Source organism: Neobacillus sp. B24, assembly GCF_055381825.1.
This window is the reverse complement of the sequence record NZ_AP035777.1, coordinates 2,613,775-2,639,221: the sequence shown is the minus strand read 5'-3', so window position 1 is coordinate 2,639,221 and position 25,447 is coordinate 2,613,775. Positions and strand designations below refer to the sequence as shown.

General features: G+C 41.4%; 24 protein-coding genes and 1 other annotated feature. Of the genes, 4 read left to right on the top strand and 20 right to left on the bottom strand.

Annotated features, from left to right (window positions below; all coding sequences use genetic code 11):
* Positions 1 to 12: 12 nt before the first annotated feature.
* The 6 genes from ACZ43M_RS13025 to ACZ43M_RS13000 all read right to left on the bottom strand — a co-directional run bounded on the left by ACZ43M_RS13025 (position 13) and on the right by ACZ43M_RS13000 (position 7,769).
* The gene (locus tag ACZ43M_RS13025) at positions 13 to 198 is read right to left on the bottom strand and encodes a CLC_0170 family protein (RefSeq protein WP_464508020.1); all 186 of its coding nucleotides are present in this window, start codon (positions 196 to 198) and stop codon (positions 13 to 15) included.
* A gap of 40 nt (positions 199 to 238) precedes the next feature.
* Positions 239 to 1,456 (bottom strand): Ger(x)C family spore germination protein, encoded by a 1,218-nt coding sequence (locus tag ACZ43M_RS13020; RefSeq protein WP_464507832.1) that lies wholly within the window; start codon positions 1,454 to 1,456, stop codon positions 239 to 241.
* Positions 1,437 to 2,546, bottom strand: a complete 1,110-nt coding sequence (locus ACZ43M_RS13015; protein WP_464507831.1) for a GerAB/ArcD/ProY family transporter — start codon at positions 2,544 to 2,546, stop codon at positions 1,437 to 1,439. The genes ACZ43M_RS13020 and ACZ43M_RS13015 overlap by 20 nt, the downstream gene beginning before the upstream one ends.
* Entirely contained in the window at positions 2,494 to 4,158 is a 1,665-nt protein-coding gene (locus ACZ43M_RS13010) for a spore germination protein (RefSeq protein WP_464507830.1), read from the bottom strand. Before ACZ43M_RS13010 ends, ACZ43M_RS13015 begins: the two co-directional genes overlap by 53 nt.
* 209 nt (positions 4,159 to 4,367) lie before the next feature.
* On the bottom strand, positions 4,368 to 5,633 hold the full coding sequence (gene ilvA, locus ACZ43M_RS13005; RefSeq protein WP_464507829.1) for a threonine ammonia-lyase IlvA: 1,266 nt from the start codon (positions 5,631 to 5,633) through the stop codon (positions 4,368 to 4,370).
* 77 nt (positions 5,634 to 5,710) lie between these two features.
* Positions 5,711 to 5,972 (bottom strand) — a binding site (T-box leader).
* 198 nt (positions 5,973 to 6,170) lie between these two features.
* A complete protein-coding gene (locus ACZ43M_RS13000; RefSeq protein WP_464507828.1) occupies positions 6,171 to 7,769 on the bottom strand; it encodes an amidohydrolase in 1,599 nt (532 codons plus the stop codon).
* A gap of 116 nt (positions 7,770 to 7,885) precedes the next feature.
* Between ACZ43M_RS13000 and ACZ43M_RS12995 the strand changes: the two genes are divergently transcribed.
* Positions 7,886 to 8,398: a gamma carbonic anhydrase family protein gene (locus ACZ43M_RS12995; RefSeq protein ID WP_464507827.1), complete on the top strand. Its 513-nt coding sequence runs from the start codon at positions 7,886 to 7,888 to the stop codon at positions 8,396 to 8,398.
* Between the two features lie 53 nt (positions 8,399 to 8,451).
* Here the strand turns inward: ACZ43M_RS12995 and ACZ43M_RS12990 are convergent, their stop codons facing one another.
* A complete protein-coding gene (locus ACZ43M_RS12990; RefSeq protein WP_464507826.1) occupies positions 8,452 to 8,988 on the bottom strand; it encodes a dihydrofolate reductase family protein in 537 nt (178 codons plus the stop codon).
* A 258-nt stretch (positions 8,989 to 9,246) separates the two neighbouring features.
* On the opposite strand from ACZ43M_RS12990, the gene ACZ43M_RS12985 reads away from it, so the two are divergent.
* A complete protein-coding gene (locus ACZ43M_RS12985; protein WP_464507825.1) occupies positions 9,247 to 9,375 on the top strand; it encodes a hypothetical protein in 129 nt (42 codons plus the stop codon).
* A 45-nt stretch (positions 9,376 to 9,420) separates the two neighbouring features.
* Here ACZ43M_RS12985 and ACZ43M_RS12980 read toward each other — a convergent pair whose 3' ends face one another.
* From ACZ43M_RS12980 to ACZ43M_RS12965, 4 genes are all read right to left on the bottom strand, one after another.
* On the bottom strand, positions 9,421 to 9,993 hold the full coding sequence (locus tag ACZ43M_RS12980) for an SCO family protein (protein WP_464507824.1): 573 nt from the start codon (positions 9,991 to 9,993) through the stop codon (positions 9,421 to 9,423).
* Between the two features lie 63 nt (positions 9,994 to 10,056).
* The gene (locus ACZ43M_RS12975; RefSeq protein ID WP_464507823.1) at positions 10,057 to 11,064 is read right to left on the bottom strand and encodes an aliphatic sulfonate ABC transporter substrate-binding protein; all 1,008 of its coding nucleotides are present in this window, start codon (positions 11,062 to 11,064) and stop codon (positions 10,057 to 10,059) included.
* Positions 11,065 to 11,087: 23 nt separating this feature from the next.
* On the bottom strand, positions 11,088 to 11,849 hold the full coding sequence (locus tag ACZ43M_RS12970; RefSeq protein WP_464507822.1) for an ABC transporter permease: 762 nt from the start codon (positions 11,847 to 11,849) through the stop codon (positions 11,088 to 11,090).
* Entirely contained in the window at positions 11,833 to 12,618 is a 786-nt protein-coding gene (locus ACZ43M_RS12965) for an ABC transporter ATP-binding protein (RefSeq protein ID WP_464507821.1), read from the bottom strand. The genes ACZ43M_RS12970 and ACZ43M_RS12965 overlap by 17 nt, the downstream gene beginning before the upstream one ends.
* A 218-nt stretch (positions 12,619 to 12,836) precedes the next feature.
* Here ACZ43M_RS12965 and ACZ43M_RS12960 point away from each other — a divergent pair, with 218 nt between their 5' ends.
* The gene (locus tag ACZ43M_RS12960) at positions 12,837 to 13,292 is read left to right on the top strand and encodes a YndM family protein (RefSeq protein ID WP_464507820.1); all 456 of its coding nucleotides are present in this window, start codon (positions 12,837 to 12,839) and stop codon (positions 13,290 to 13,292) included.
* 32 nt (positions 13,293 to 13,324) lie between these two features.
* On the opposite strand, the gene ACZ43M_RS12955 is transcribed toward ACZ43M_RS12960, so the two are convergent.
* The 9 genes from ACZ43M_RS12955 to ACZ43M_RS12915 form a co-directional block, all read right to left on the bottom strand.
* Complete coding sequence (locus ACZ43M_RS12955) at positions 13,325 to 13,567, bottom strand: hypothetical protein (protein ID WP_464507819.1); 243 nt, start codon at positions 13,565 to 13,567, stop codon at positions 13,325 to 13,327.
* A 150-nt stretch (positions 13,568 to 13,717) separates the two neighbouring features.
* The gene (locus ACZ43M_RS12950) at positions 13,718 to 15,052 is read right to left on the bottom strand and encodes an MDR family MFS transporter (RefSeq protein WP_464507818.1); all 1,335 of its coding nucleotides are present in this window, start codon (positions 15,050 to 15,052) and stop codon (positions 13,718 to 13,720) included.
* A gap of 228 nt (positions 15,053 to 15,280) precedes the next feature.
* Complete coding sequence (locus ACZ43M_RS12945) at positions 15,281 to 16,522, bottom strand: ATP-binding protein (protein ID WP_464507817.1); 1,242 nt, start codon at positions 16,520 to 16,522, stop codon at positions 15,281 to 15,283.
* Positions 16,523 to 16,687: 165 nt separating this feature from the next.
* Entirely contained in the window at positions 16,688 to 17,557 is an 870-nt protein-coding gene (locus ACZ43M_RS12940; RefSeq protein WP_464507816.1) for a proline iminopeptidase-family hydrolase, read from the bottom strand.
* A gap of 252 nt (positions 17,558 to 17,809) precedes the next feature.
* Positions 17,810 to 18,976 carry an MFS transporter gene (locus ACZ43M_RS12935; RefSeq protein WP_464507815.1) on the bottom strand — a complete coding sequence of 389 codons (1,167 nt, stop codon included), beginning with the start codon at positions 18,974 to 18,976 and terminating at the stop codon, positions 17,810 to 17,812.
* Between the two features lie 87 nt (positions 18,977 to 19,063).
* On the bottom strand, positions 19,064 to 20,413 hold the full coding sequence (locus tag ACZ43M_RS12930) for a glycosyltransferase family 2 protein (RefSeq protein ID WP_464507814.1): 1,350 nt from the start codon (positions 20,411 to 20,413) through the stop codon (positions 19,064 to 19,066).
* A gap of 181 nt (positions 20,414 to 20,594) precedes the next feature.
* The gene (locus tag ACZ43M_RS12925; protein WP_464507813.1) at positions 20,595 to 22,448 is read right to left on the bottom strand and encodes a PAS domain S-box protein; all 1,854 of its coding nucleotides are present in this window, start codon (positions 22,446 to 22,448) and stop codon (positions 20,595 to 20,597) included.
* A 129-nt stretch (positions 22,449 to 22,577) separates the two neighbouring features.
* Positions 22,578 to 23,267: a Na-translocating system protein MpsC family protein gene (locus ACZ43M_RS12920; protein WP_464507812.1), complete on the bottom strand. Its 690-nt coding sequence runs from the start codon at positions 23,265 to 23,267 to the stop codon at positions 22,578 to 22,580.
* Between the two features lie 123 nt (positions 23,268 to 23,390).
* Positions 23,391 to 24,149: an HAD family hydrolase gene (locus ACZ43M_RS12915; RefSeq protein ID WP_464507811.1), complete on the bottom strand. Its 759-nt coding sequence runs from the start codon at positions 24,147 to 24,149 to the stop codon at positions 23,391 to 23,393.
* 199 nt (positions 24,150 to 24,348) lie between these two features.
* On the opposite strand from ACZ43M_RS12915, the gene ACZ43M_RS12910 reads away from it, so the two are divergent.
* A complete protein-coding gene (locus tag ACZ43M_RS12910) occupies positions 24,349 to 25,170 on the top strand; it encodes an MBL fold metallo-hydrolase (protein ID WP_464507810.1) in 822 nt (273 codons plus the stop codon).
* The last annotated feature ends 277 nt before the right edge of the window (positions 25,171 to 25,447 follow it).

The window sequence follows — 25,447 nt, the reverse complement described above, 5'->3', positions numbered from 1 at the left end:
TTCAATACCGATTTACCAGAAAAACTGTCTGTACACCCAAAGTACCGTCATGAGTAGAAAACCAAATGAAATGTTTGTCCACCCTAGAAAGAGCGAGGCTTTTTTTTCCTTTTTTAAATTAGCATTTTTATAGGCCTTTACGTCGGTTAGTAAAATTAACATGCCAGTGACATAAAAGAGGGTGATTAAATAGCTCAAAAAACCAATAAACAAGCATTCTCCGTCCTTCCCAATGCAATTACTTGGCTTTCATTCCGACTCGATGAATGTGAGTGTCTACTTGAATATCAAAAGTGAGATCACTATAAAGTTCTTCCCAAGTTTCTTTCGTTTTTATTCGTGAATTCCAATAGCGTGGCAATTTCGCCCGAATATGTTCCCCAAACCCAAAAATATCCGAGTTTTTCTGCTGTGTCTTTCGGATTAAGGCCCTTGTGGACTTTACGACATCCTTTGATGCTTCATCCTCAATTTTTTTTATTATTTCGGAACTGTTTAATAGTATTTGTGACTGATCCCTTTCCTCTAGCTCACCTTCATAACGAATTTTGATAGTAACATGTGGTTTTCCGTTTCTTATGCTTGGCTCGATTTTCGTTTTTCGAGAAATGGCTTTGTAGACGATCACCTCGTCTGTGCCTGGAACTTCCACAAAGGCTCCATATCCTCCTTTTTTTATTCCGATTACCGACATAAAGATCCCAATTTCTAATGGTGAAGTTTTACCAACCATCTTATCACCATTAAAATAAGCTAGGCCATTTAATTGAATGTTATCGCCCTTCTTGAGTTTTAAGTATGGCAGGTACGGATCCTGCCCCTTACTGGAGAGGTGTGTCCAAAATAAGCCGATAAAGCTGGGAGGAAATTTCCCCAGTGCTGATAAATTATCTACCATGTCCGCCATATATAACGAAGGAATGCGTTCAAGCTCAGGTGATATTTTCATATAAGTGGATGCGGGTTCTTTTGACACTACCAAGGAGGCTGTCCTCCGAATCTGTGGATTTCTTTTTAGAAAATCATTAAGAGTTTTCGTTCCATGTCTGGCTATTTCTTCGTTTAGAACAATAATACGTAAATGACCTAAAAAAAGTTGATCAGCCAATTCCTGTTGCAGGTTGACAAGTGCATCTTCTATCGTATGTCCGACGACCTGTAGAACTAAAACGGACTTCTGGGCTCCTCCCGTTGATTCAGGACCAAGTGGGATTCGGCCTGGAATAGCGATTTGAGCCGTCAGTTTAATCATTTCTCGATTGGGAATGGGAAATTTATGTTTTAAATGGGCAATATCATCTTCCTGTTCCTGTTCTTCCTCAGTGGCATGATCAATCCCGATTGCCATCACGGTAGCACGCTGGTCAATTTCCTGAGCGTCCCAGCACCCTGATAGTAATGGGATTTGAACAAATATGAGAAGGCATAACCATATATTACGATTGTTGAGATACACGTTTCTTTTGCCTCCAGCTCCTAATGAGATCAATCATTAATAGCAAACCAGGGTACACAATGGTAATAACAAGACCCGCTCTGCCAACATTTTGGATAACCTTGTACATTTGTAAGATGTTCTGAGGCAGCATCGCCAGGGTAAATACAATCGGCAGAATAAAATAGGATAACATTTTATGGTCATCTAATTTAACCAATTCTTTAATTGAATTAATCGTTAAGTAATAACTAGAAAATAACGTGGTAAATACAGCTGTCACCCATACTGCTAGAAAGATAACGTCCAGCCGCTGCAGGATATTTCCAGGCATGGAAGTTGTCCGCGCCAGTTCCAAGGTCGGCCAAAAGATTTGTTTTATCTCTTCTGGTCCAAAAACGGATACAGTAGCGATGGCAAGTAACAAATATAGACCGCCTGAAATAAAAATCCCCCAAAAACTTGCTTTCATCGCCTTATTTGGTTTTTTCATGGACGGAATAATCATCGTAATAATAAAAGAACCTTGAAACAACGCTGATATTGTTAACATACCTGCAAACATGTCGTGATAGTTATTCCCAATGATAGGCAGCAAATATAAAGGGTTAGCATTTCTTAATGAAAATGCCACAACAATCAATGCTGGGGCCAAAATAATCGGAACATAGAAATTGTGAATATAGGCAAACACATTAATATTGTTCCGGCAGCTAATACATGCAAGTAAAAGCATAACAATGACCGTAACCTCTAAAGGCGTTTCCCTCAATACGGCAGAAACAACCACTTCCCCAAACTCCCGGGCAGCAAGTCCAGTTAGAATCAAAAAAAAGATAATCACAAGTAGGCTGCAAAACCTGCCAATCCACTTCCCAATGATATCCTGGCTATAAGTAATGATTGTTTTTTGGGTATGCCGCATACTTAGCTTCGTCAGAATAAATAATCCAACTGCCGCTAAAAGAATCCCGGATAAGGTAACTAATGGCGCTCCGGTGTCACCTGCCCGAACAGCGAACAAAGGAAGCGGAAGAACACCGACACCAATAATCGTGCTAATTAGAATTGTTGTTGCCTGAAGAGTCGTTATTTCTCTTGGGTCCCCCACTGCTCGATCCCTCCCGCTGATCATTACCTACTTTATTGTGTTCTAAGATGGTTTTGCTGTCTTTACCAAGTCTACTTTGATTTTTAGGATGTAGAAAGGCCGGCCGTTTCGGCATCCACCATAATGGGCTCCGAATGACGACATCTTTCATCCCCGGATAGTCCTCTGGAGAAACAGGTGCCATATACGGCACGCCGAATGATTTAAGTGAAAGCATATGATTAAAAATAAAAATAACCCCAATCACGATTCCATATAATCCAAAAATCCCTGCTAAAATCATGATGGGAAACCTTAGCATCCTTAGTGCAAATGCAGCTGAATAGGCAGGTGTTGCAAACGAACCAATCGTGGTCAAGGCGATGACAACAACTGTAATCGGGCTGGACATCCCAGCCTCAACCGCAGCCTGTCCAATCACCAAAACACCCACAATCGATAAAGCCCCGCCCACTTGTTTTGGAAGTCGGACTGTCGCCTCCCGTAAAACCTCCATGGCGACTTCAATAATCAAAACCTCAATCACAGCCGGATAAGGGACCCCAGCCCGTCCGCCTGCAACCGCCACGGCAAATTCAGTTGGCAGCAATTCAGGATTAAAGGAAATCAGAGAAACGTAAAGCGAAGGGAATATCAGCGAGAACACAAGCGCCAATATCCGAGCAAGCCTGACAAAACTCCCCATTAAAAACCGTGAAGAATAGTCCTCGGCTGTTTGATAGAATTGATTGAAAACGACTGGAACCATTAAGGCAAATGGCGAACCATCCACAAGAATCGCGACCCTGCCTTCCGCCAGATTGGCCACAGTTTTATCAGGCCTCTCCGTGCTTTGCACCTGTGGAAAGGGAGAGAATGGATTATCTTCGATAAATTGTTCCAGATACCCCGCATCCAAAATAACATCAATATCGATTTCTGAGAGCCTTTTTTCCACCTCGTTAACGACTGTCTCACTTGCTATTCCTTTCAGATAACAAAAAGCGACGGTTGATTTGGTAAGACGGCCAATTTTCATCGTCTTAACTTGAAAATCCGCTGTCGGAAGCCGATACCTTAACAATGCAATATTGGTTGTAATGCTTTCAATAAATCCCTCACGCGGACCCAAAATGACCTGTTCCGTTTCTGGCTGGGCGATAGCTCGCTTTTCAATACTTCGGGTGTCGATATGGATTGCTTCTTTGATTCCCTCAATGAAAATAAGCGTCTCTCCGCGTAAAATAAATTCTATTAAGCTTTCAGTGTTCTTCTCCGCCTTTGCTTGACTATGGTACAAAGTTTCAGTCAAAATCATCTCGATTAAATTGCTGTGATGAATCGTTTTGCTCTGTAGATGTTCTGGTATATACATTAAAGGTTTTAAAATATCCTTATTAATCACGTCTTGATTAATTAAATTAGAAAAATAAAGAGTCATGGCCTGAAATTGACCGAAAATTTTAAAATGCTTTATAAGAAGACCGTCATTGTTCCCTAAAAGTTGCTTAAGCAATTCTTCCGTTTCTTTAATCGATCCTGAGGTAGTAGTGTGGTCAAGCTGCTCCTCCCATTTACTAGGAATTTTCATCTTGCTTTTTTTATTTTTCATTAAATTTTTAAACAAGGACATCTTTACCACCCCCTGATGATTATTTTTTCCAATTTTTATTAATTATTCCTATATCTCTACTTATTTGTAATTTTTCGCAAAAAAAGTGGTTCAACGAATGTTGAACCACTTCTTTCTTGAGTCTTATTTGCGATTTCTATTACCTTATTTGCGTTTATGCAATGTTTATTTGCGATTTCTTAGGTTTTATTTGCGAAAAATCAACTTTCCTACACCAGCATCTGGAACAATGTACTATCCTTGTTGATTTCACGGTATAAAAATCCTTTCGTCTTGATCCGCTCGATTAATGGGAAGTAATCCTCTTTATCCTTTAGTTCAATTCCTACCAAGGCAGGGCCTGTTTCACGGTTGTTCTTTTTCGTATATTCAAAATGACTGATATCATCATTAGGTCCGAGTACTTCCATTAAAAATTCGCGTAACGCACCTGGCCGCTGTGGAAATTGAACGATAAAATAATGCTGCAGTCCTTCATAAAGCTTGGAGCGTTCCTTAATTTCCTGCATCCGGCCGATATCATTGTTACCGCCGCTGACGACACAAACCACCGTTTTACCTTTGATTTGGTCAGCATATGTATCGAGTGCAGCGATAGAAAGTGCGCCCGTCGGTTCAACGACGATGGCATTTTCATTGTAAAGAGAAAGAAGCGTCGTGCAAACCTTGCCCTCTGGAACCACGACAATGTCGTCAACAATTTCCTTACAAATGTTAAACGTGTTGAACCCGACCGTTTTCACAGCTGCCCCATCGACAAATGGATCGATCTGGTTCAATGTAGTGACTTCCCCTTTTAAAATCGATTCCTTCATTCCGGCAGCACCTTGAGGCTCAACGCCAATTAATTTGGTTTGTGGGGAATAGTGCTTCAAATAGGTTCCCACTCCCGATAGCAGGCCGCCGCCGCCGATTGCTGCAAACAGATAATCAATGTTTTCATGGCAATCATTTAGGAGCTCCACACCGACTGTCCCTTGCCCGGCAATCACGTCGTAGTCATCGAAAGGATGAATAAACGTCCTGTTTTCCGCTAGGCTGCATTCCATCGCTTTTTCATACGCATCATCAAAAGTGTCGCCGACCAGCACGATTTCTACATCTTCTTTGCCCCAAAACTTGACCTGATTGACCTTTTGTTTTGGTGTTGTGCTAGGCATATAAATCTTCCCGCTTATGTTTAACAAATGACAGGAGTAGGCCACTCCCTGAGCGTGGTTTCCTGCGCTCGCACAAATGATGCCATTTTCAAGCTCTTCTGGGCTAAGGCGTTTAATCCGATTATAGGCCCCGCGAATCTTAAACGAACGAACACTTTGCATGTCCTCGCGCTTCAGATAAATTTGTGCGCTATATCGCTCTGATAATAAATGATTATACTGCAGCGGAGTCGGTGAAATCACATCTTTAATGGTGTGACTGGCAATGATGATATCCTCCACATGTAACGTTTTCTTCTCGACTTGCTGACTCATTTCATTAGTCCCTCCTGTTATTTCATGCATCTTCATTCAAAATTTCCTGATAAAAAATAAAAAACCCGCCCCTATAAAATAGGGACGAGTTGGCTCGCGTTACCACCCTACTTCCGCAGCTAAAAATCTCCTGACAGCTGCGGCTCTCGATTCACGTACAGGATCAGTTCGGCTGTACGAGTTCCATTTTAACGGCGGACGTTCCGGCATAGCCTACTTGAAATGTTCAGCTACGCATCTCGGAGATGATCTTCAGAATAGCCCCGCCATCGACTCCCACCAACCGCCGACTCTCTACGGACAAGGTACTAAACCTACTCTTCTCGTCATCGATTTCTCATCAATTTTTAATAAGGTTACCACCGAAAAATAGGCGTGTCAATATTTTTTGACTATTTTATATATTTAGACAATTAATAAAGCGCTTTCATTACAAAATATGTATTTCCCCTTAAAAAAATCGGATGTCAGGTACCGATAGCACTATTACGACTGTGTAATATCAGCTATTGGTGCCTGACACCCATGGCACTATTCTCACTGTGAAAATTGTATTTCACCATTGATGATGGTCATTTCGATTTCCGTTTCTAGTAGTCCATCTGGGTCTTTCATTTCCAGCAAGTTTTCGGTGTAGACGGTTATGTCGGCTAACTTTCCGGGTACAAGCGTTCCTTTCAGGTTTTCTTCGTTCGTGGCGTAAGCGCCGCCAATGGTAAATAGCTTCAATGCCTCTAGCATCGACAGTTTCTCATTCACATTCCATCCCTCATGTGGATCGCCTGGTGCTCTGCGTGTGACGGCTGCATGCAAGCCTAGCAATGGATTCACTGGCTCAACAGGCGCATCTGAACCGCCCGCACATAATACACCAGCATGAAGTAAGGTCTTCCAAGCGTATAAATGCTCTTCCCGCTCGGAACCCAGCCTGTCCAATATCCACGGATAATCCCCAACCACAAAACGCGGCTGAATATCACAAATCCGGCTTGGGTCCTGCAGCCGCCGGATTAAATCCCCGCGGACTAAGGAAGCATGAATGATACGATCACGGTACGCCAGCCGTGGAAACTGATCCAATACATCCAACACGTTCGCTAATGCTTGATCACCAATTGTATGGACCCCAATCGGCATGGAATGCTCTCTCGCCCGCTTAACAATCTCATACAATTCCTCCTGACTTAGCATTGCATCGCCAAATTGCCCAGGAGCATCACTGTATGGCTCCGACAACAGGGCGGTTCTCCTGCCAAACGCCCCATCAGCAAAAATCTTAATCGCTCCGATTTGCAAACGATCATTGCCGTACCCAGCGTACATTCCTCTTTCCTTCAACTCTTTTAAAAAAGGATAATCTATTAGAAGATTGCAGCGCAGGCCTTGACCTTCCTGATTGATCAGCTCATCATACATTCGATAGGTTTGAGCCAGACCGCCCAACCAAGATGGATCATTACTATGTACACTCGTTAAACCTTTGCTAATGGCAAACTGCATCGCCTGCTTTATACCTTGTTTAAGCTCCTCATAGGATCTCTCTGGAATGTGCTTCGTAACCAGTTTTGAGGCAGATTCCAGTAATAGCCCCGTTGGTTTGCCGGTATCCGGATTAAGAACAACCGTTCCTCCTGGGGGAACATCCATTGAAGGGTGATATTGACTAATTTCCAACGCCTTTGAATTGACCAAAAACGCATGATGGCAAACACGCTTTAAATAGATAGGGCAGTGCGGGGCAGCCTGATCCAGTTCCTCCATACTTGGAATGGTTCCATCCGTAAATAAATTCTCATCCCAGCCCACGCCTATCAGCCAAGTTCCTGGAGCCAAGTCTCGAGCCCTCGCTTTAATTTTTTCAAGCATTTCGCCCTTGGACCTTACCCCTACTAAATCCAAATCTAGTAAGTTGAAGGCCACTCCAGAAAGATGCAAATGACTGTCAATCAGCCCCGGCGTCACCATCTTCCCTGCCAAGTCAATGACTTTAGTGCCTTCCCGCCCCCATTGCAGCAGCATGTCGGTATGTGTTCCTGTTTCCATAATTCTTCCATTCTCAACTACTACTGCTTCGACCAACGGTTTGTCCGCACTAAACGTACAGATTCTTCCGTTTGTAAAAATTGTCCTTGTCAAAGTTGTCACCTTCCCTTTTTCTAATAATATCAAATTCTGCTATTCTATTTCACATACTCCTATGATAAAATGTTATAATTATGGAAATAATCAGATAGTTATTGGAGGAAAGTGACATGAGAATTCCTTATAACGGTAAATCCCCTGAAGTTCATGAATCAGTCTTTGTGGCCCCTGGCGCCTATTTAATTGGTGATGTCCAAATCGGAAAAGATTCGACGGTATGGTTTAATGCCGTTTTACGGGCAGATGACGGGCCAATCATCGTCGGCGAAAGATGCAGTATCCAAGATAACTCTACCATTCACCTGTATGAAGGATTCCCTGTCATCATTGGCGACGACGTCACAATTGGCCATAACGTCATCCTCCACGGCTGCAAAATCGGCAATCATTCTATTATCGGCATGGGTTCTACCCTGCTTGATAACGTGGAAGTCGGCGAGGAATGTATTATCGGGGCAAATACACTTCTAGCAGGAGGGATAAAAATCCCGCCGCGCTCGCTCGTTCTCGGGTCTCCCGGGAAGGTCGTCCGCGAACTGACTGAAAAAGACTTGCAAATGCTGCAGATGTCTAGTGTCCATTATGTACAAAAAGGGAAAGATTTTAAAGAGATCCTTAAATGAGGCAACCTGTAATACCCCGTTTCATGACAGAAACGGGGTTAGTTGAAGTGGTTTTATCTCTTAACTTCATAGTGCAATTCTGCAAACTGATTAAAGTTCCTAATTCCTTTTAAAGATAGTTCTAGTTGATAGTCTCCCTCTCGAAATAAAGGAATTCCTTTTCCAAGAATTGTTGGTGCAATTGTCATAATGATTTCATCCACTAATTTTTCTTGTAAAAAATAATATAACACTTCTCCTCCGCCAACAATCCAGATATCCTTCCCATCTTGGTTATTCAACTTATTCGCAAAATTAGTCAGGTCACCATTAACAAATTTCACATCATTGGTATCTTCCAAGGAAGATCTTGTAAACACATAGCAGGCTTTATTTTTATAAGGAAATTTATTTGTATCATTATGGTTCATAATCCAATCGTATGTCCTTTTTCCCATTAATACCGTATCAACAGTATCATAAAACTCAGAATAGCCATTATCACCTTCACCTTCTACTTTAAATAGCCATTCAAGAGACTCGTCTTCTGTCGCAATATATCCGTCCAAACTGCAAGCAATAAAAAGTACCAAATTTCGCTTTTTGCCCATTATAATCTCTCCTTTTAAAAGATTATCCCACTAGCTTTCCCCTTCATAGTAACATGATTTTCCAAATAATTCTAAAAACCATACCTTTGACCCACTCTCCTATTTGTTACTTGACGGTCATTTTATCGGAATATTTACCTATTTTTAACACATGCTATGACTAGCTGCTGGAAGATACTCCCTAAAAGGTGGTCTGTAATTGGTGGCTTTTTGTATGTAAAAGGGTACTACAATAACCATTATCGGAGGCGAATGAGCATGACAAACCGTAATGACAATCGAAATCAACCACACACAGGCAGCAAAAAAGCTGACACCGAATTCGGTTCAGAAACAAGCCTTAGCAAGAAGGCAAGAAAAAAAGCGGCTCGGGAAGCAAAGAAATAACAAAGAAAGGGTAACCCATTCCAATAATGGGTTACCCTTAAAACTTTATTGAAGCGATTTAATATCCTTAATTATCTGCTCATATGGCGTCTCGGACGCCCCTTCATATTTCTGAACCGCGACTCCATCCTGATTGACCAAATAGAAGGAAGTACTATGAACATACTGGTTTGATCCTTCAAGTTTTGCTGCTGGAGCCATGAAAGACTTATTAGCGAAGCTTTCGATAAATTCTTGGTCATACCCCGTTATCAGGTCCCAGTTCGAAAAATCAGCCTGCACCCCGCTGGCGTAATCCTTTAATACCTCGGGCAAATCCTGCTCCGGGTCGATACTGAAAGAAACTAACCGAGCGTCAACACCTTCAGCCGCCAACTTCCGCTGGAGTTCAGCCATATTCGCAGTCATCGGCGAGCATACCGTATCACAATTGGTAAACACAAAATCCGCCACCCAAACCTTACCTTTTAAATTTGATAAAGTGATAGGCGCTCCATTTTGATTAACTCCTGCAAACTTCTCTACCTTCATCTCTAGCGGAAAGACAACCTCTTCCTTTTTTTCGGTACAAGCCGTCAAAACAATTGCACAAAACAGAACCAAAAGCCACTTTTTCATTAGGAAGCATACCACCTTATAAAAAAGGTGCCGAGCCAACTCGCCCAGCACCCTCTATTCTTTTTAGTTAATAAATGAAGTATCAATTAATGCAGCAAAATCAGGCTGCTCTTTCAAGAATTTCAATTCAACAGAAGAATTAGCAAATTCTTGGATCACCTCTTTATTTACTTCAGAGGTGAAGCGGATATTTTTCCAAGCATTGTCGATAACGTCTTTATCTAGTTCTTGCTTGGTAATGTCCTTAATAGCCTTGATTGTGATTTCTTTTGCCTCTTCAGGATTTTCCCCGATAAAAGCAATCGCTTCATCCTGTGCTTTAACAATCTTTTCAATCAGGTCTTTATCTGCTTTAATTGTCTTACCGCTGGAAACTAGGATAGTATTAGGCAATGTTTTTCCGTAAGAAATTTTTGAGCTGTCTACGATGATTTTCGCGCCGACATCCTTCACTAACTGAGAAGCCCAAGGTTCTGGTACGGCAGCCAAATCAACCTTTCCAGATTCAAACATGTTAGCATATTGAGCAGGGTTGCCGGTTACGTGCTTCAACGTACCACCAATACGGGCAGAACTTACACCGTAATCTTGTAAAAATGTTTCCATTTGAACGTCATGTGTGCAGCCTACACCTGGAGTGATGAAGGTTTTTCCGCCGAAATCTTCAACTGAATTCACGCCGCTCTTTTGGCTGGCAACAATCGCTGTACCGCCAGAAGATGCTCCGGCAATAATTTTCACATCAGCACCATTGGTAAAGTTATTCATAACTGGTCCAGGTCCAACCAAACCAGCATCGATATCACCGGTTTTTAACGCAGTCATGAAAGCACCGCCGTCAGGGAATGTTTTGTATTCCACTTTCACATCTTTACCTAAGGCTTTTTCATAAAGACCTTTTTCACGAGCGACCATCGCTGGTGCATGATCGATATTTGGGAAGTACCCAATCACTACTTTTTTCGCAGCTTTTTCACTGCCAGAGCTTGCCTTATCAGTACTGCCGCAGCCAGCTAACGCTCCGATAATCAATAAAAATATGAAACTAATAATTGCTGATTGTTTCTTCATCTTTTTTCCCCTCTTTTTAAAAATTAATTATTTGTTTCCAAACCCCAGCGGCGCAGCACATTTTTCTCCACACGCTGGAAGAAAAGGATATCCACAATCGTACCAATTACTCCAATGATGATCATAATCCCAATGACCATCTTCATGTTGCCGAAATCAGATGCATACTTCAACGTATATCCAAGCCCCGGTCCGGTGCTTAGGATCTCCCCGGCCATAAGTGCCCGCCAGGCAAATGCCCAGCCAAGTCTGATTCCTGTCACGGCGTAAGGAATTGACGCTGGAAAAATAACCTTTACAAATAAGTCAATCCCTTTTGACCCCATCGTTTGAGCCGCTCTTATGTAAAGCGGTGAAACGTTCTTTATCCCCATTCGCATATTGATGGTGATAACAAGAGTCGCTCCAAGGATGACGATGAAGGTAACCGCCTTTTCATTTAGTCCAAACCACATAATCGCAATCGGGAGCCAGACGATACTTGGTACACTTTGCAGGGCCAACACCATCGTGCCCAGCGTTTCATCAGCTGTTTTATTTTTTGCTAAAAGAATCCCCAAACCGACACCAATTACGATAGCTGCCGCGAGCCCGATTGCCAGCCTTCTAAAACTTGCCAATACATCGTACACTAACGTTTTGTCAGCGAAACCTTTGCCAAGTTCCCCAATGACGTCTGTCGGCGCCGGCATCAGTGACGGTGATACTTCAAAGATTCTTACTGCAGCCTGCCAGCCTATTAGCAGCAGGGCAAAGAAAATGATGCGTTTAATTGTTTGCTGCATATGCCAGTTCCTCTTTCACCACTTTATCAATCTCGGATTGTAACAATCCCATAATCTTCTCTTCTAATTTTGCGACCATTTGCGGATGATTTGCTCTCGGTCTAGGAATTTTGACTTGGATATCTTCAAGAACGATTCCTGGTCTTGTTCCCATAACAATAATTCGGTCTGATAATTTAATAGACTCGCTGATGCTATGAGTCACAAACAGAATTGTTTTCCGGGTTTCAAGCCAAATTTTCTCCAGTTCATGATGCAGTCGGGATCGAGTCTGCTCATCCAAGGCGCCAAATGGTTCATCCATTAACAGCACCGTTGGGTTCATTGACAGTGCCCGGGCAATCGCCACCCGTTGCTGCATTCCGCCTGAAAGCTCATGGACCGAATGCTTAGTGTAGTTGCTTAACTGCACCATCTTAAGAAAGCGATGAGCCACTTCCCGTGCTTCCGCCTTTTTCATCTCTTTTCGTAATGGAAACATGACATTTTCCTCGACGTTCAGCCAAGGGAATAAGGCAGCCTGCTGGAATACCATTCCACGGTCTTTTCCAGGCTTAGTGATTTTCTGACCGTTGAGAAGAATTTCTCCTCCACTTGGTTTAGTAAGACCGGCCACGATGGAAAGCAAGGTAGATTTCCCACAACCTGATGGCCCAAGAATCGATACAAATTCTCCCTCTTTGATTTCAAGATTTATATTGGACAAAACCGTACTAGTCGAATTTTGATTGGAGAATATCTTATTTACATTTGAAATGTGAAGAAACATCCCTTTCACCCTCTTTACCCATAATTCATATTAGTTTTATCGGATTTATATTAATTAACCATTATTATATATGTAATTGAGGTAATGTCAATTACTTTTTGTAAGTTATTTAATGAGATTGGGTGTCAGACACCATGGGAAAAGGGTGCCTGACACCCATTAGTATGTATATACAGTGCAAATTGGGCAAACTATCCAAAAAAGGAGGCTGATTTTTAATGCAGCATGTTCTAAGGGTGGCAATTAAATTTATTGCTTGTCTAGTTGCGTTAGGTATTATTCTCGGTATGTTTTATGATTTCAGCTTTGCCGATGTGGTGTTAATCTCTGCTGTTTTGGGACTTGTCAGTTATATTTTGGGGGATTTATTACTGCTGCGTGCTGCCAATAATTTGTTGTCGACCGCTGCTGATTTTGCTTTAACGTTTTTGGTTGTTTGGTTCATGGGCCGTGCACTGACGATTGAAGATGACCTCTTCTCTGCTTCGTTAATTTCAGCACTGGCGGTAGCAGGGTTTGAATACTTCTTTCATAAGTTTCTTGTGGTAAAGGATCAGAAACAAACCACTAGACATAGCCAGATTCAACCTCGCCCTCAATTTGGAACAGAGGCATCGGAGGAGCTGACACCGGTCACGCCGGATGTTAGAAGTCCGGAGGATAAGATTGATTAAACAACGATTATAAGTTGCTTGTGAAGATGTCTTTATGTCCTGGGAATGAGGTGGTTTCCACCAAAAAATTTCTCACCATTTTTTCCAGAATTAGGTATATCGAAGACATTTTCAGTCGGTTTTAATGGTGTTTTGTTCTTAAGAAGCCTTATTAAAGACATTTCGGCTGTTTTTTGGTACTGTTTTGTCCTTGATAATCCAGAAAAAGGAATATCAAGGACAATTCCACCTCTTTTTAAAGGCTTATTGTCCTTAAGAACCCGTTTCAAAGACATTTTGGCTGTGTTCCACGGCAGATTTGTCTTTGATATTCCATAAATAGGTAATGGAATTATCTATAAAATAAAAATACCGAGCGATGTGGATCCATGCTCGGCATTACAATATTATTTAGTAATTATGCAGCCATCCCCCGTACGACTTTCTTAAGAAGCACTCTCCGCAACCAATACACTCGACTCATCCGGTATTAGAAAGCTTAAGAAAACTGTAACGATGCTCAAAATTAACGCATACAGGAATACATTTTGCATCCCCACTACAACGTTGGCCGCCTGGTTCATGATTACCCCCATGACGGTAACACCAATCGACGTTCCGATGTTACGGACAAACATTTGCAGTGAAGTGGACAAACCTTTTATCCCCGGCTCGGCAAATTCCTGTACGGCAATCGTTCCGACTGCAAACAACAGACCAAACGAGAAACCTTGAAGGGTAAGAATAATAAACAAATTCGTATAAGATAACTGTTCAATAAATAAATACAGTGACACACCAGAAAGGGCCGTTATAAAACTTCCTGCCACAAAAAGCTTTTTATAACCAAACCGGATAATCCAGTTTCCTGCTGGCGTGCTTCCGAACATCCACCCGCCTGAAATACTAAGCAGAATCAGTCCGCTTTTATAAATGCTCATATTGGAGCCTTCTTGCAGGAATAACGGAATATAATTCGATGTTCCGAAAAAGGACAAACAATAAAAAAGCATAAATAAATTCGCTCTAAAGATCCCTTTATTTTTAAACAAGGAAACGGATAGAAACGGATTGGCTTCCTTTCGCTCTACCAGCGCAAACACAATCAACCCAATTATGCCAAAGACTATATACCACAACGGCTCAGTGACGTTTGTGGCCAGCAGTAATAACGTAATCGAAGTCCCAAACAGAAAAAATCCTTTATAATCGATGGACGTTTTCTTAAATTCCATCTGTTCCTTATAAGGCAGCAAGCAAAGCACAGTGGCAATTCCAATTGGAATGTTAATGTAAAAAATCCACTCCCAGGTTAATGTCTCAACAAAAAATGCCCCCAAAACAGGACCTACAATCGAAGAAATTGCCCAAATACTGCTAAACACAGCTTGAATTTTCCCTCGCCTTTCAATAGAGAATAAATCCCCAACTATAATCATGGACAATGGAGCCATCCCACCCGCACCGAGACCTTGAACGCCTCGGTAAATGACAAGCTGGACCATCGAATTCGCCATGCCACAAAGAATGGATCCAATCGTAAACATAGCCACCGAAATCATTAGAAGCTTTTTCCGTCCATACATATCCGCCAGTTTTCCGTACAGCGGTACGGTTACAGTACTCGCCAGCATGTAGACAACAAAAATCCAGGCAAACAGTTCACTGCCACCGAGCTGCTTCACGATTGTCGGACTAGCCGTCTGCATAATATTGGCATCAAGTGCCGAAATAAGGGTTGTAATCACAAGCCCCCATAGTACATATTTATTTTTCCCCATAAATGAACCCCCACTAAATACTGCATTAATTTCCTTTTTTTTACACCACCAAAATTGCACTAGAACATTATAGCAATAATCTTTATACCAATCTATATTTTTATACCTTTTACTTAATTTTACAGGAGCTGCATTACTTAAAATATACCAAATAGAATGATATTTTATACAACAAAAGTCTGATAAAAAAACCGGACATGCTGCATTAGCATGTCCGGTAAGATCAATCTATGAATAGCTCAATTCCTTTTTCAACAGCGGCTGTGTAATACTTGGCATCGTCACCTCAACCGTCGTTCCTTTACCAACCTCGCTGTAAATCTTTAATTCACCGTTATGGCTTTCAATAATTTTAAAACAGGTCATCAATCCTAAGCCGGTGCCTTTTTCCTTTGTTGTATAAAACGGCTCACCGAGTGTTGGAAGTCTTTCCTCGGGAATGCCGACTCCCTGGTCACTAACTCGAACTGAAATTTTCCCTTCTTCCTCCACCCTTACCTTAACATCAATATTACCGCCATTCGGCATTGCCTCGACCGCATTTTTTAAAAGATTGAGAAACACCTGTTTAAGCTGGTTCTCTTCACCGTTGACCTTTGGCAGCTCGCCGTCAAACTCTACAAAAATTTGGGCATTGCTCATAATCGATTGCGTGTTAAAAAGGGTCACGACATCCCTAATTAGAGTTTTCACATCAAGTTCAGTAAAAACGGCTGCCGTCGGTTTGGCAAGAACAAGAAATTCACCAACAATGTCATTAATTCGGTCAAGCTCCGATAAAACAATATCATAATATTCTTCCTTAAGCTGATTGTGTTTAAATAACTGAATAAAGCCTTTAATTGACGTGAGCGGGTTGCGAATTTCATGGGCAATACCCGCCGCCATCTGGCCAAGCAATGCTAATTTTTCCGATTTTTGCAGCAGCCGGTCGGTTTGTTCTCTCCGTTCGGTGATGTCCTTACCGACAACCAGAATCGACTCTTTTCCTCCATAAACAATCAATAAGGGCGATGCCTCGAAGAAAAATTTAGTCCCATCAAGCCGTTTCAGTTTATATTCCAAGTTTGTTAAAGGCCGTTTTTCCTTCTTAATTAGCTTAATTCTTTCCCGTAACCGCTCCACATACTGTTGGTCTAGGAATTCATATACAGATCGGCCTATAACTTCATCCAGGCTGCTAGCACCTACCATTGCCAATGCAGCCTTATTCCCATAAAGAATTAAATTGTCACGATATATAAAAATTGTCTCTGGCATCGCATCGAGCAACTGTTTATAACTATCCTCGCTGGCCCGGGCTTTTTTTTCAAAAAAGCGTGCCCGATCGTATTGCCAGCCAACTAACCATGCAATCAATGTAAAAATAAAAAAATCTATCGTATATAACGGACGATGATGCACCATCCATTGATAGACAGTAAATAATATGGAAATGGACACAAGCGATATTTGGCCCCATATTTTCATAATAATCCCTCTTATATACGTATTTCTATAAGTAATTCGACGAGAACTTTTTATTTCCTTCAAAATAGTTTTTTAAAAAATAATAGTCTTATGTAAACTGAAATTGGCTTGTTCACCAAAAAATCCACCCGGGACATGTTCCGAATGGATTTTTTAAAAAAGAGATTATCGGGGATCAATGGATGTTAAAAATTCACGAACCACTCGCAAGTACTCTTCGGGTTCCTCGATGTACGGCATATGGGCGCTGTTTTCGAACACATGGAAGGTTGAATCCGAAGTAAGACTGCTGAAATATTGCGTTGATTCTGGTGTAGCCTCGTCATAGCGTCCACAGGTGTATAGCGTCGGCCAGGTAATTTCATTCAATCGACCTGTACAATCAAATTCTTTTAAGTTACCTTTTACGGTAAATTCCGATGGCCCCCACATAATATTGTAGATTTCAGGATTTCGGTAATGCCTGTTAAGCTTTAGATGCTCCGGTCTCTCGATTCGGCAAACAAATTCCTTTGCGAATACCTCAATCGCCTGTTCGAATTCCTCTGAATCAGTGGTACCTTCTTCCTCGCAACGTTCGATAATTTCCTGAACCTCCGCAGGCAATTTTTTCAGATTGCGTTTTTGATCCTGCTCCCATAACGGAGCACTTAAGCATGGGCTCGAAAAAATAACACTCTTCACACCTTCCGGCTTCGTTAAACAATACGCTGCTGCTAGCGTTGTCCCCCAGGAATGGCCTAGAATATGTACTTCATCAAGGTTTAGAGCTTGTCTGATTTGACCTAACTCTTCAACAAAGCGGTCTACATGCCATAATGAGGTATCATTTGGCCGGTCGGATCTACCACAGCCCAATTGGTCATACAGAATGACGGGACGGTCTTCTTGGAGTGCCTGCAAGCATTCAAGAGAATAACAAGAGGATCCCGGACCACCGTGGAGCACGATGACCGGTGTCCTGCCCGTTCCCTTGTCGTATTTCTGATAATACACTTTTCCCCCGGTTACTTGTATTAAACCTTCTGTTCGCATATGTATTCTCCCCTTTGTCATATTTGTTTATTGAGGACAATTCAGTCGGTTTTTGATTGAGTTCTGTCCTCAAGGAGGCCTTATTGAGGACACTTTACTCAGTTTTTGGTTGAGTACTGTCCTCAAGGAGCCTTATTGAGCACACTTCCCTCAGTTTTTCGGTGAGTTCTGTCCTCAACAACGATTATTGAGGACACTCCGCTTATTTTTTCAAAGAAGTTTGTCCTCTATCCGCAAGATGAGGTTCACCCATCACCTAAAGGAAACCCCAATCTTATTTTTATTCATAAAAGTATGATACAACACTAGCCCGACGCAGCCGGCAAAGGCGCTAAAACCTATATCCACGTACAAGTCCTCACCGCTAAAATGATCAAGAACCATCCCGCCTCCAAGTGAACCGATGATACCCGAGAGTCCGAAAAACACCGAAATAAACACCTGTTGGCCGGTCGAACGAAATTTAGCAGGAAAATAACTGGTCACATATTGGAAAGCACACAAATAAAATACACCAAATGTAAGGCCATGCATCGCCTGTAGCCAAACTACTTCCATCGGAGATGAAGCAGCCGAAATCAATATCCACCTTAAACCATATAAAGTAGCAGCAATAATCATATAGATCATTTCATTCAACCAACGAAGCCAGATTGGACTATACAAGAAGATCATCGCCTCGCAGGTAACACCGACAAACCACGACAGCCCTACTAGTGATTCATCTCCACCCAATTCGTTAATATATAAACCTGAAAAAATATCATTTGTCCGATGACCAATCGTAATAAACATGATCAATAGTAGAAACACGACAAATCGCGGTTGAAGCACCGCCGAAACGGCCCCTTTGAAATTCACAGGATCACCTGGGACATTTACATCTGTTAATTTCCAGCAAATCACAAACGTTAGCAAAGAAAACAATAGATAAGGGTACATCAGATTACCAATACCAATTTTCAAAAGAATTTGTCCGCCGATAAACGAAGTGACCGCAAATCCGGCCGAGCCCCACATTCTGATTCTCCCAAACGAAGAACCCACCGTTTGAGCGGTGTTGAGCGCCAGACTGTCACCCAGTGCCCCGATTGGAATAAACAATGAAAAAAAGACCCCGCATACTAGCAGGAGCAGCAAGAATCCGTGAACCTGAAACATAACTAAGCTGCTAATGAGGACTCCCGCCAAACAGATAAACAACATTGTTTTGATGGTTTTGTATTTATCACTCATATAACCGAAAAACGGTTGGAAAAATAGTGACGTTAACGGACCAACTGCCATCAGCCAGCCAATTTCAGTTCCTGACAAAGCTTGATCCTGAAAATACAATGGTAGAAATGTCCCAATCAGCGTATTTGATGAATGATAAAAAAAGAGAAAAATAGAGAGGTAGATGATAGGTCGTTTAGGCAAATAATTTCCCCCTTCCGCCTATTCATTTTACTGCTTTGCCCGCAAACAAAAAAGAGATTTTTCAAAATGTTTTTGAAAAATCCCTTATCACTTCCAAACCCTGCGCAAATGCATGAGCTCTTGCATGTATCCCCAAACAGAAATCGGTGCCATAATCACTTGATAACATAACACATATAGGATAAATCCGAACCAATTTTTCCGAATTCGTAAATTCAAGGTTTTAAAAATACCTTTCTGATAACGAAGTAAAATATAGTTGGTCAGCAAGGTAAGCGGCAAAACAAAGAGTGTATGTGGACCCACAATCCAAAAATACCCAAAGAAACTTAAGATAAGTCCGGGAATCCAAACGAACGTATAGACCACATCGAGGTAAGGCATCACCAGGTTGGATCCAGTTAAATAGCGGGTGAAAATCATCGGCTGCTGCCATGGCTTGACCCGTTTCAAAGCTTCAAGCATCCCCCTCGCCCAGCGGCTGCGCTGGCGGGCGAAGTGTTTAATCTGTGTTGGAACATCTGTAAAAGCAATAGCGGAGGGCTCAAAATAAACCTTATAATTATTTTCAAGGAACGCCCATGTCAGCACGATGTCTTCGCCAATCGCATCCGGCCAGCCCCCTACCTCCCGAATGACATCCGTAAGGTAAAGGCTATAGGCTCCTTGGGCGACAAGGGTTCCCTGGTATAGCCCTTGCAGTCGTTTAATCGACGCAATCCCCAAAAAATAATCCCATTCCTGGATGCGGGCCAGCCAGCCATCCCGGCTGTTGCGGACAAGGACTGCCCCAGCGATGGCGCACACATTATTTGGTGAAGATGCCATCCTTGCCACCAAGCGGCGAATCGCTTGAGGATGAAGCAGCGTATCGGCATCCAGCGTTATGACGTACTTCGTTTTAACATGGTGCAGACCCGCATTTAAAGCAAAATTTTTCCCGGGTTTTTTTTCAAAAAGAACCGTAACATTCAATCCCAATTCCACACTTAACTGCTTTGACACTTCAGCCGTTCTGTCAGTAGAATTGTTATCGATGACATAAACATGAATTTTTCCATGGTAATCCTGTTTGGCAATTTGTTTAAGGGTGTCGACAATTCCCTTCTCCTCATTCCGGCAAGCGATTAAAATGGATATAGGTTCTTTTGGATACAAGATTTTAAATTTAGGCTGGCGGTCGAATAGTAAACTGACCACGAGGAACGCATTTAAATAGCCGGGTATATAAGCAATTCCGGTGATGATGGCAATGGCTGCTGGTATTGACACAAGCTCGCCTAATTCCATAACCCATGGAATGGATATCAAAATGGATCCCAGCATCCAAATTAGTGCTAAACCATGACTAAGCCAAAATTTCCATAATACTGGTATGTACCGTACCGTTATGGAAGGGAATTGTGACCAGGAATCATCTTGGTATTCTTTTTCCATCAAGAGGTACCTTTCATGATAATTTATTACCTTATTGTTAACTAAAAATTTTTTTTAATAAGTAACATCATTATCATGAGAACTTGCTAATCTAATGAAAGAATATACAAAACAACAGACCAAGAAAGGCTAATAGAATTCCAAAAATTAATTTCCAGAAAATGCGAAACCAAATTTCCGCCTAATCCACGTGGTCAAACTTCACTGGCAAAATGACCTCAATAATCGTTCCCTTGTCATCACTCCAAATATGTAAGCTGCCGTGATGGTTTTCGATTATCTGCTTGGAAATCATAATTCCCAGCCCTGTTCCGCCTTCCTTGGTCGTAAAGAACGGCTCGCCGATTCGCTTCAACAGGTGCTGCGGAATGCCGACTCCGGTATCCTTGAAAAAGATTTTCACCTTATCGGAACATAGCTGTTTCACTTCAACGGTTACAGTACCACCTTCCGGCATGGCTTCAATCGCATTTTTTAAAAAATTGATAAATACCTGTTTTAATTGATTACTATCGCAATTGATCGGCAGCTTGATACAATCGCTTTTAATATTAATTTGAACGTTGTTCATGATAGCCTGAGTATCGATCAACGTTTTAATTTCTTCAATCAATACCATTAAATCAACTGTTTCCACCTTTGACTCTTGAGGTTTGGAAAGGACCAAAAGTTCGCTTAAAATCAGTTCAATTCTCTCTATCTCCGACTGGATGATTTCCAGGTACGTTTTGTTCTCCATCTGCGTCTCCATTAATTGAAGGAATCCTTTAATCGCTGTTAACGGATTTCGCACCTCATGGGCAATACCCGCCGCCAACTGCCCGGCAACCGACAGTTTTTCAGAATGAAGCAGGATCTCTTGAGTTTTCTTCCGTTCTGTAACATCACGAATAATAATGTGCTGGGCTGTTTGATTTTGAAAATATGTCGGAATTCCTTTGATTTCCGCAACGAACACCGAACCGTCTAACTTTGTAATTTTATAGTCATGAAAATCGACAGTCTCGTTGCTATGAACGGTTTCAATCATGTTCCTTGCCTTACGATGATCCTCCGGATGAATGAAATCAAGGAATCGCTTAGCAAGAATGTCGTCACTTTTTTCTGCACCCAATAACTGGAACCCCGTTTCATTAATAAAGAGAATGTCATTGAAATCAGTAATGATAACCGCATCTGGTGAATGTTCGACCAAGTCCCGAAATGCCCGTTTCCGGCTCCACAAATCCTCCTCCGCCTTAATTCGTTCGGTTATGTCCCTGATTACGGTTAAAACTTCGACTACTTCTCCAGTTTCCGGGTCGACAATCGGCTTGCAAAGTGCTTCGACCCAAACAAAATCACCGTCTTTTTTGAGAATCCGATATTTACTGCGGATGTTCTCCAAATCATTTAATAACAACGTGCGCTCCGCGTTGGCAAGTTCTAAATCGTCAGGATAGATTAGGTCAAAATAAGATTGGCCTACAACCTCCTCAGCATTATAACCGGAAATCATTTCACAAGAAGGAGAAATATAGACAATTTTCCCCAGCAAGTTCGTACAAACAATTACATCGAGCACATTTTCAGTTAATACTCGGTGGAATTCTTCCATTTTTCTAACTTCCGCTTTCTTTTTCTTCAAATGGCTGATATCCCTTGCCACGGCACAAATACCGATAATTTGATTTTCAGTGCTGATGGGAATATTGGTAATATTCACTTCAATCAGCGATCCGCTTTTGGTTTGTATTTGGCAATCAAAGTTTTGCAGCCTGCCCAGCGTGGCCTTTAAAAAGTGGTGGTACAATTTTTCGAGGCAATCGAGCGAAAAAAACTTTTGCATCTTCAACTGTATAGCTTCTTTTGCCGTATAGCCTGTCAATGTTTCAAACGCCGGGTTCACTTTGACCAAGTACCCATCCAAATCTAAATAAAAAATCGCATCCTGATTTTGGTCAATTAGGACTTCATTGTTGCTAATCCTTTCATCAGCATATTTTTTCAATAACAATTGCTTTTCACTTTTAATATTTTCTACAGGACTGTTCATCTCTCTCTTCAGTTCCTTTCCCCTTATGGTCCATTAATAAATAGTCTATAAAAAAAGCCAAGACAGGAATAGACATCCCATCTTGGCTTGTGTTTAGCTCAATCGCAATTGTCTAACTCACTTCCGCCTTTATGTTGTTGGAGATAAAATGAGGACGATAGCACTTTTGTCTAACTGAAAATCCCAATCCACAAAAATATCTATTACTTTTGATTGAAGAATGTCACCAAAATTGCCTTTATTCTGCAGCAATCGTTTCTCAAGATTTCGCTTCGCCAACTTTAACGTCTCGGAATTCCCTAACATGATTAGTTCTTTTTCTATCGGAACGAATATGCCTTTTCGGATAACGACCAACGTTCTGTCATTTAATAAAAACGAGAAAATCTCCTCAGGCTCTTTTTGGGCTTGAATACTAATGATCCGAACCCGTTCCTCGACCTCTTTTTTGCCTCGGTAGTCAACATTCAGATTAACTTCAGCAGTATTTAACCCAATACAGACAAACACACCGCTATTATTATGCAAACCCCAGTCATAATAAAATTCTTTCACTTCCACCCCAGTGAGGATATGGATGTACGCTTTTATTTCGGGTATCAGGGTCCCCATCAAAATATCTCTAGTCCTCTGAACCAACATTTCTTCTCGCTGCTCCAGCAGTACATTTTCCATAGGAGAAATAAAGTTTCGTAAATACACCGTTAATACATTTTCGTTTAATGAAACAAAAACAGATTCAGGTCCTTTACCGAAATTCTCACGAAGTGTTCTGCCGATATAACTTGCCAGGTCCATTTGAACTTGTTTCTTATCCAAACAAAATCATCCTTACTTAAGACAAAAGCATCTTATCTTTTATCCTAGGTTAATTTTAAATTTTTCTGCTAAAACTTTCAACACTTTTCTACTATTTACCATTGACATATATAGAAAAAATATTCATGAGGCAGGGGATGTTTCTTTACTCCCAAATTGAAAACAATGCTCCTGTAGATAGCCAGGTAACTCCTGAAGTGACGGCAGTTGTGCAAAAGTGCCACTCGGTTCGATTTCGACATCCATCACATTATAGCTCCATTCAATTTCTGACGGGATATGGATGGCATTGATGCCCAATTCAATTGCCGGTATAATATCGGTTCTCATGGAATTTCCTATCATCCATGTAAACTTCTTGTCTGCCTTCAGCTCGTAGAGCACCTTCTTTAAAGCCTGTTTATCCTTTTTTTCAAAAATGAACACCCCGTCCGTAAAGAATGGCTCCAGATTTAATTGATTAATCTTTCGAAGCTGGTTGGCCACATCTCCGCCAGTAAACAGGCATAGTCGATGCCCATCATTTTGAAGCTTATGCAATACATCAAAGGTATGAGGAAACGGCTCCACTTTTCGTTCGAATACACTTTGGCCAATTTGACGAATTTGCTCAATTTTCTTATTATCAAGCTTCTTTTTATATTTTTTACAAAAATAAAGGTATGTTTCCACGAGGGAAACCGGATAATTTATGGAATGCAAGCCATGCTCCTCAACATTCTTAATATCAAGTTCGGTTTTCTTCCTCATTAGCTCTTCTTTGGATAGATTCTTAAACCATTTCCGCATCACAAACGCGAACTTGTTCTTGGATTCCTTAAAGTACTTATTACAATGAATCAGCGTATCATCCAAATCCAATATCAAGGTTTGTTGATTCATGAAACCAATCCCCCTTCAATAATGGTGTAGAACAATTATATGGATGAATCTCCCTTCAATGCCATGACAGCCAATCCCTTTTTGAAAATAGTACTGTTGTAGTATCGAAAGCATGGAACATTTCCCTGCTTCCTAATACATCTATAATTTGTTATGATGACTTTAGATAGATACATATTTTGGAAGGGTTGGGAGAGTTATGAAAAATTACATTTGTGAGACTTGCGGGGTCCAGTATGAACGTTCAGAAGCGGAACCGGATCAATGTACAATTTGTAATGAAGAGCGCCAGTATGTGAATCCGAATGGGCAATCTTGGACTTCCTTGGAGAAATTGGTGAATGGCGAATATAAAAACATGTTTCATTTAGAAGAACCAGGCTTATTCAGCATTATAACGACGCCAAAGCTTGGAATCGGACAAACCGCCTATCTTGTCCAAAACGAAGGCTTCAATTTATTGTGGGATTGTATCACTTATATTGATGAACGGACAATTGCGAAGGTAAACGAATTGGGCGGTATCAATGCCATTGCTCTCTCCCATCCTCATTATTACTCGACGCAAGTTGAATGGGCCGAGGCTTTTGATGTGCCTGTTTATATCCATGAAGATGACCGCGAATGGGTCATGAGACCAAGTGACAGGATTATTTTTTGGTCAGGCGAATCCCTCCAATTGCATGAGGGGTTGGTGATCCACCGTCTGGGCGGACATTTTAAAGGCGGGGCTGTTTTGGAATGGAAAAAAGCCAATGACGGGAAGGGAATACTTCTAACAGGGGATATCATTCAAGTGGTGGCCGACAGGAAATGGGTCAGTTTTATGTACAGTTATCCTAATCTGATCCCACTGCCTGCAGCTAAAGTACGCCAGATCGCGGACACGGTAAAAGATTTCCAATTTGATAGATTGTATAATGCCTTTCACGGCATTGTTCAAGAGGATGCGAAATCGTCGGTTCAGAAGTCTGCGGATCGGTATATTGCGGCATTAAATGGGACTTTGATTCATACTTAATCTTTAGCTCAGTTATTGTTTATTACTCATTTTCGGGTAGATATGAGATTCATAGGCGGAGAATTTCCGGCTAAGGTATGTAAAGAAGGCTTAAGAAGCCGATTTAAGCGGAAAAATTCCGATTAACTGCTTTAAATAAGGCAAAATCCAAGGATTTTGATCATATAAGCGGAAAACCTCCCTTTATTTTTGAGGAAATATGGGTATTTCCCATTTTAAACGGAATTTCTCCGTTTATTTTTCAAACACAGTGAAATGACCCTAATCTTTATTAGGT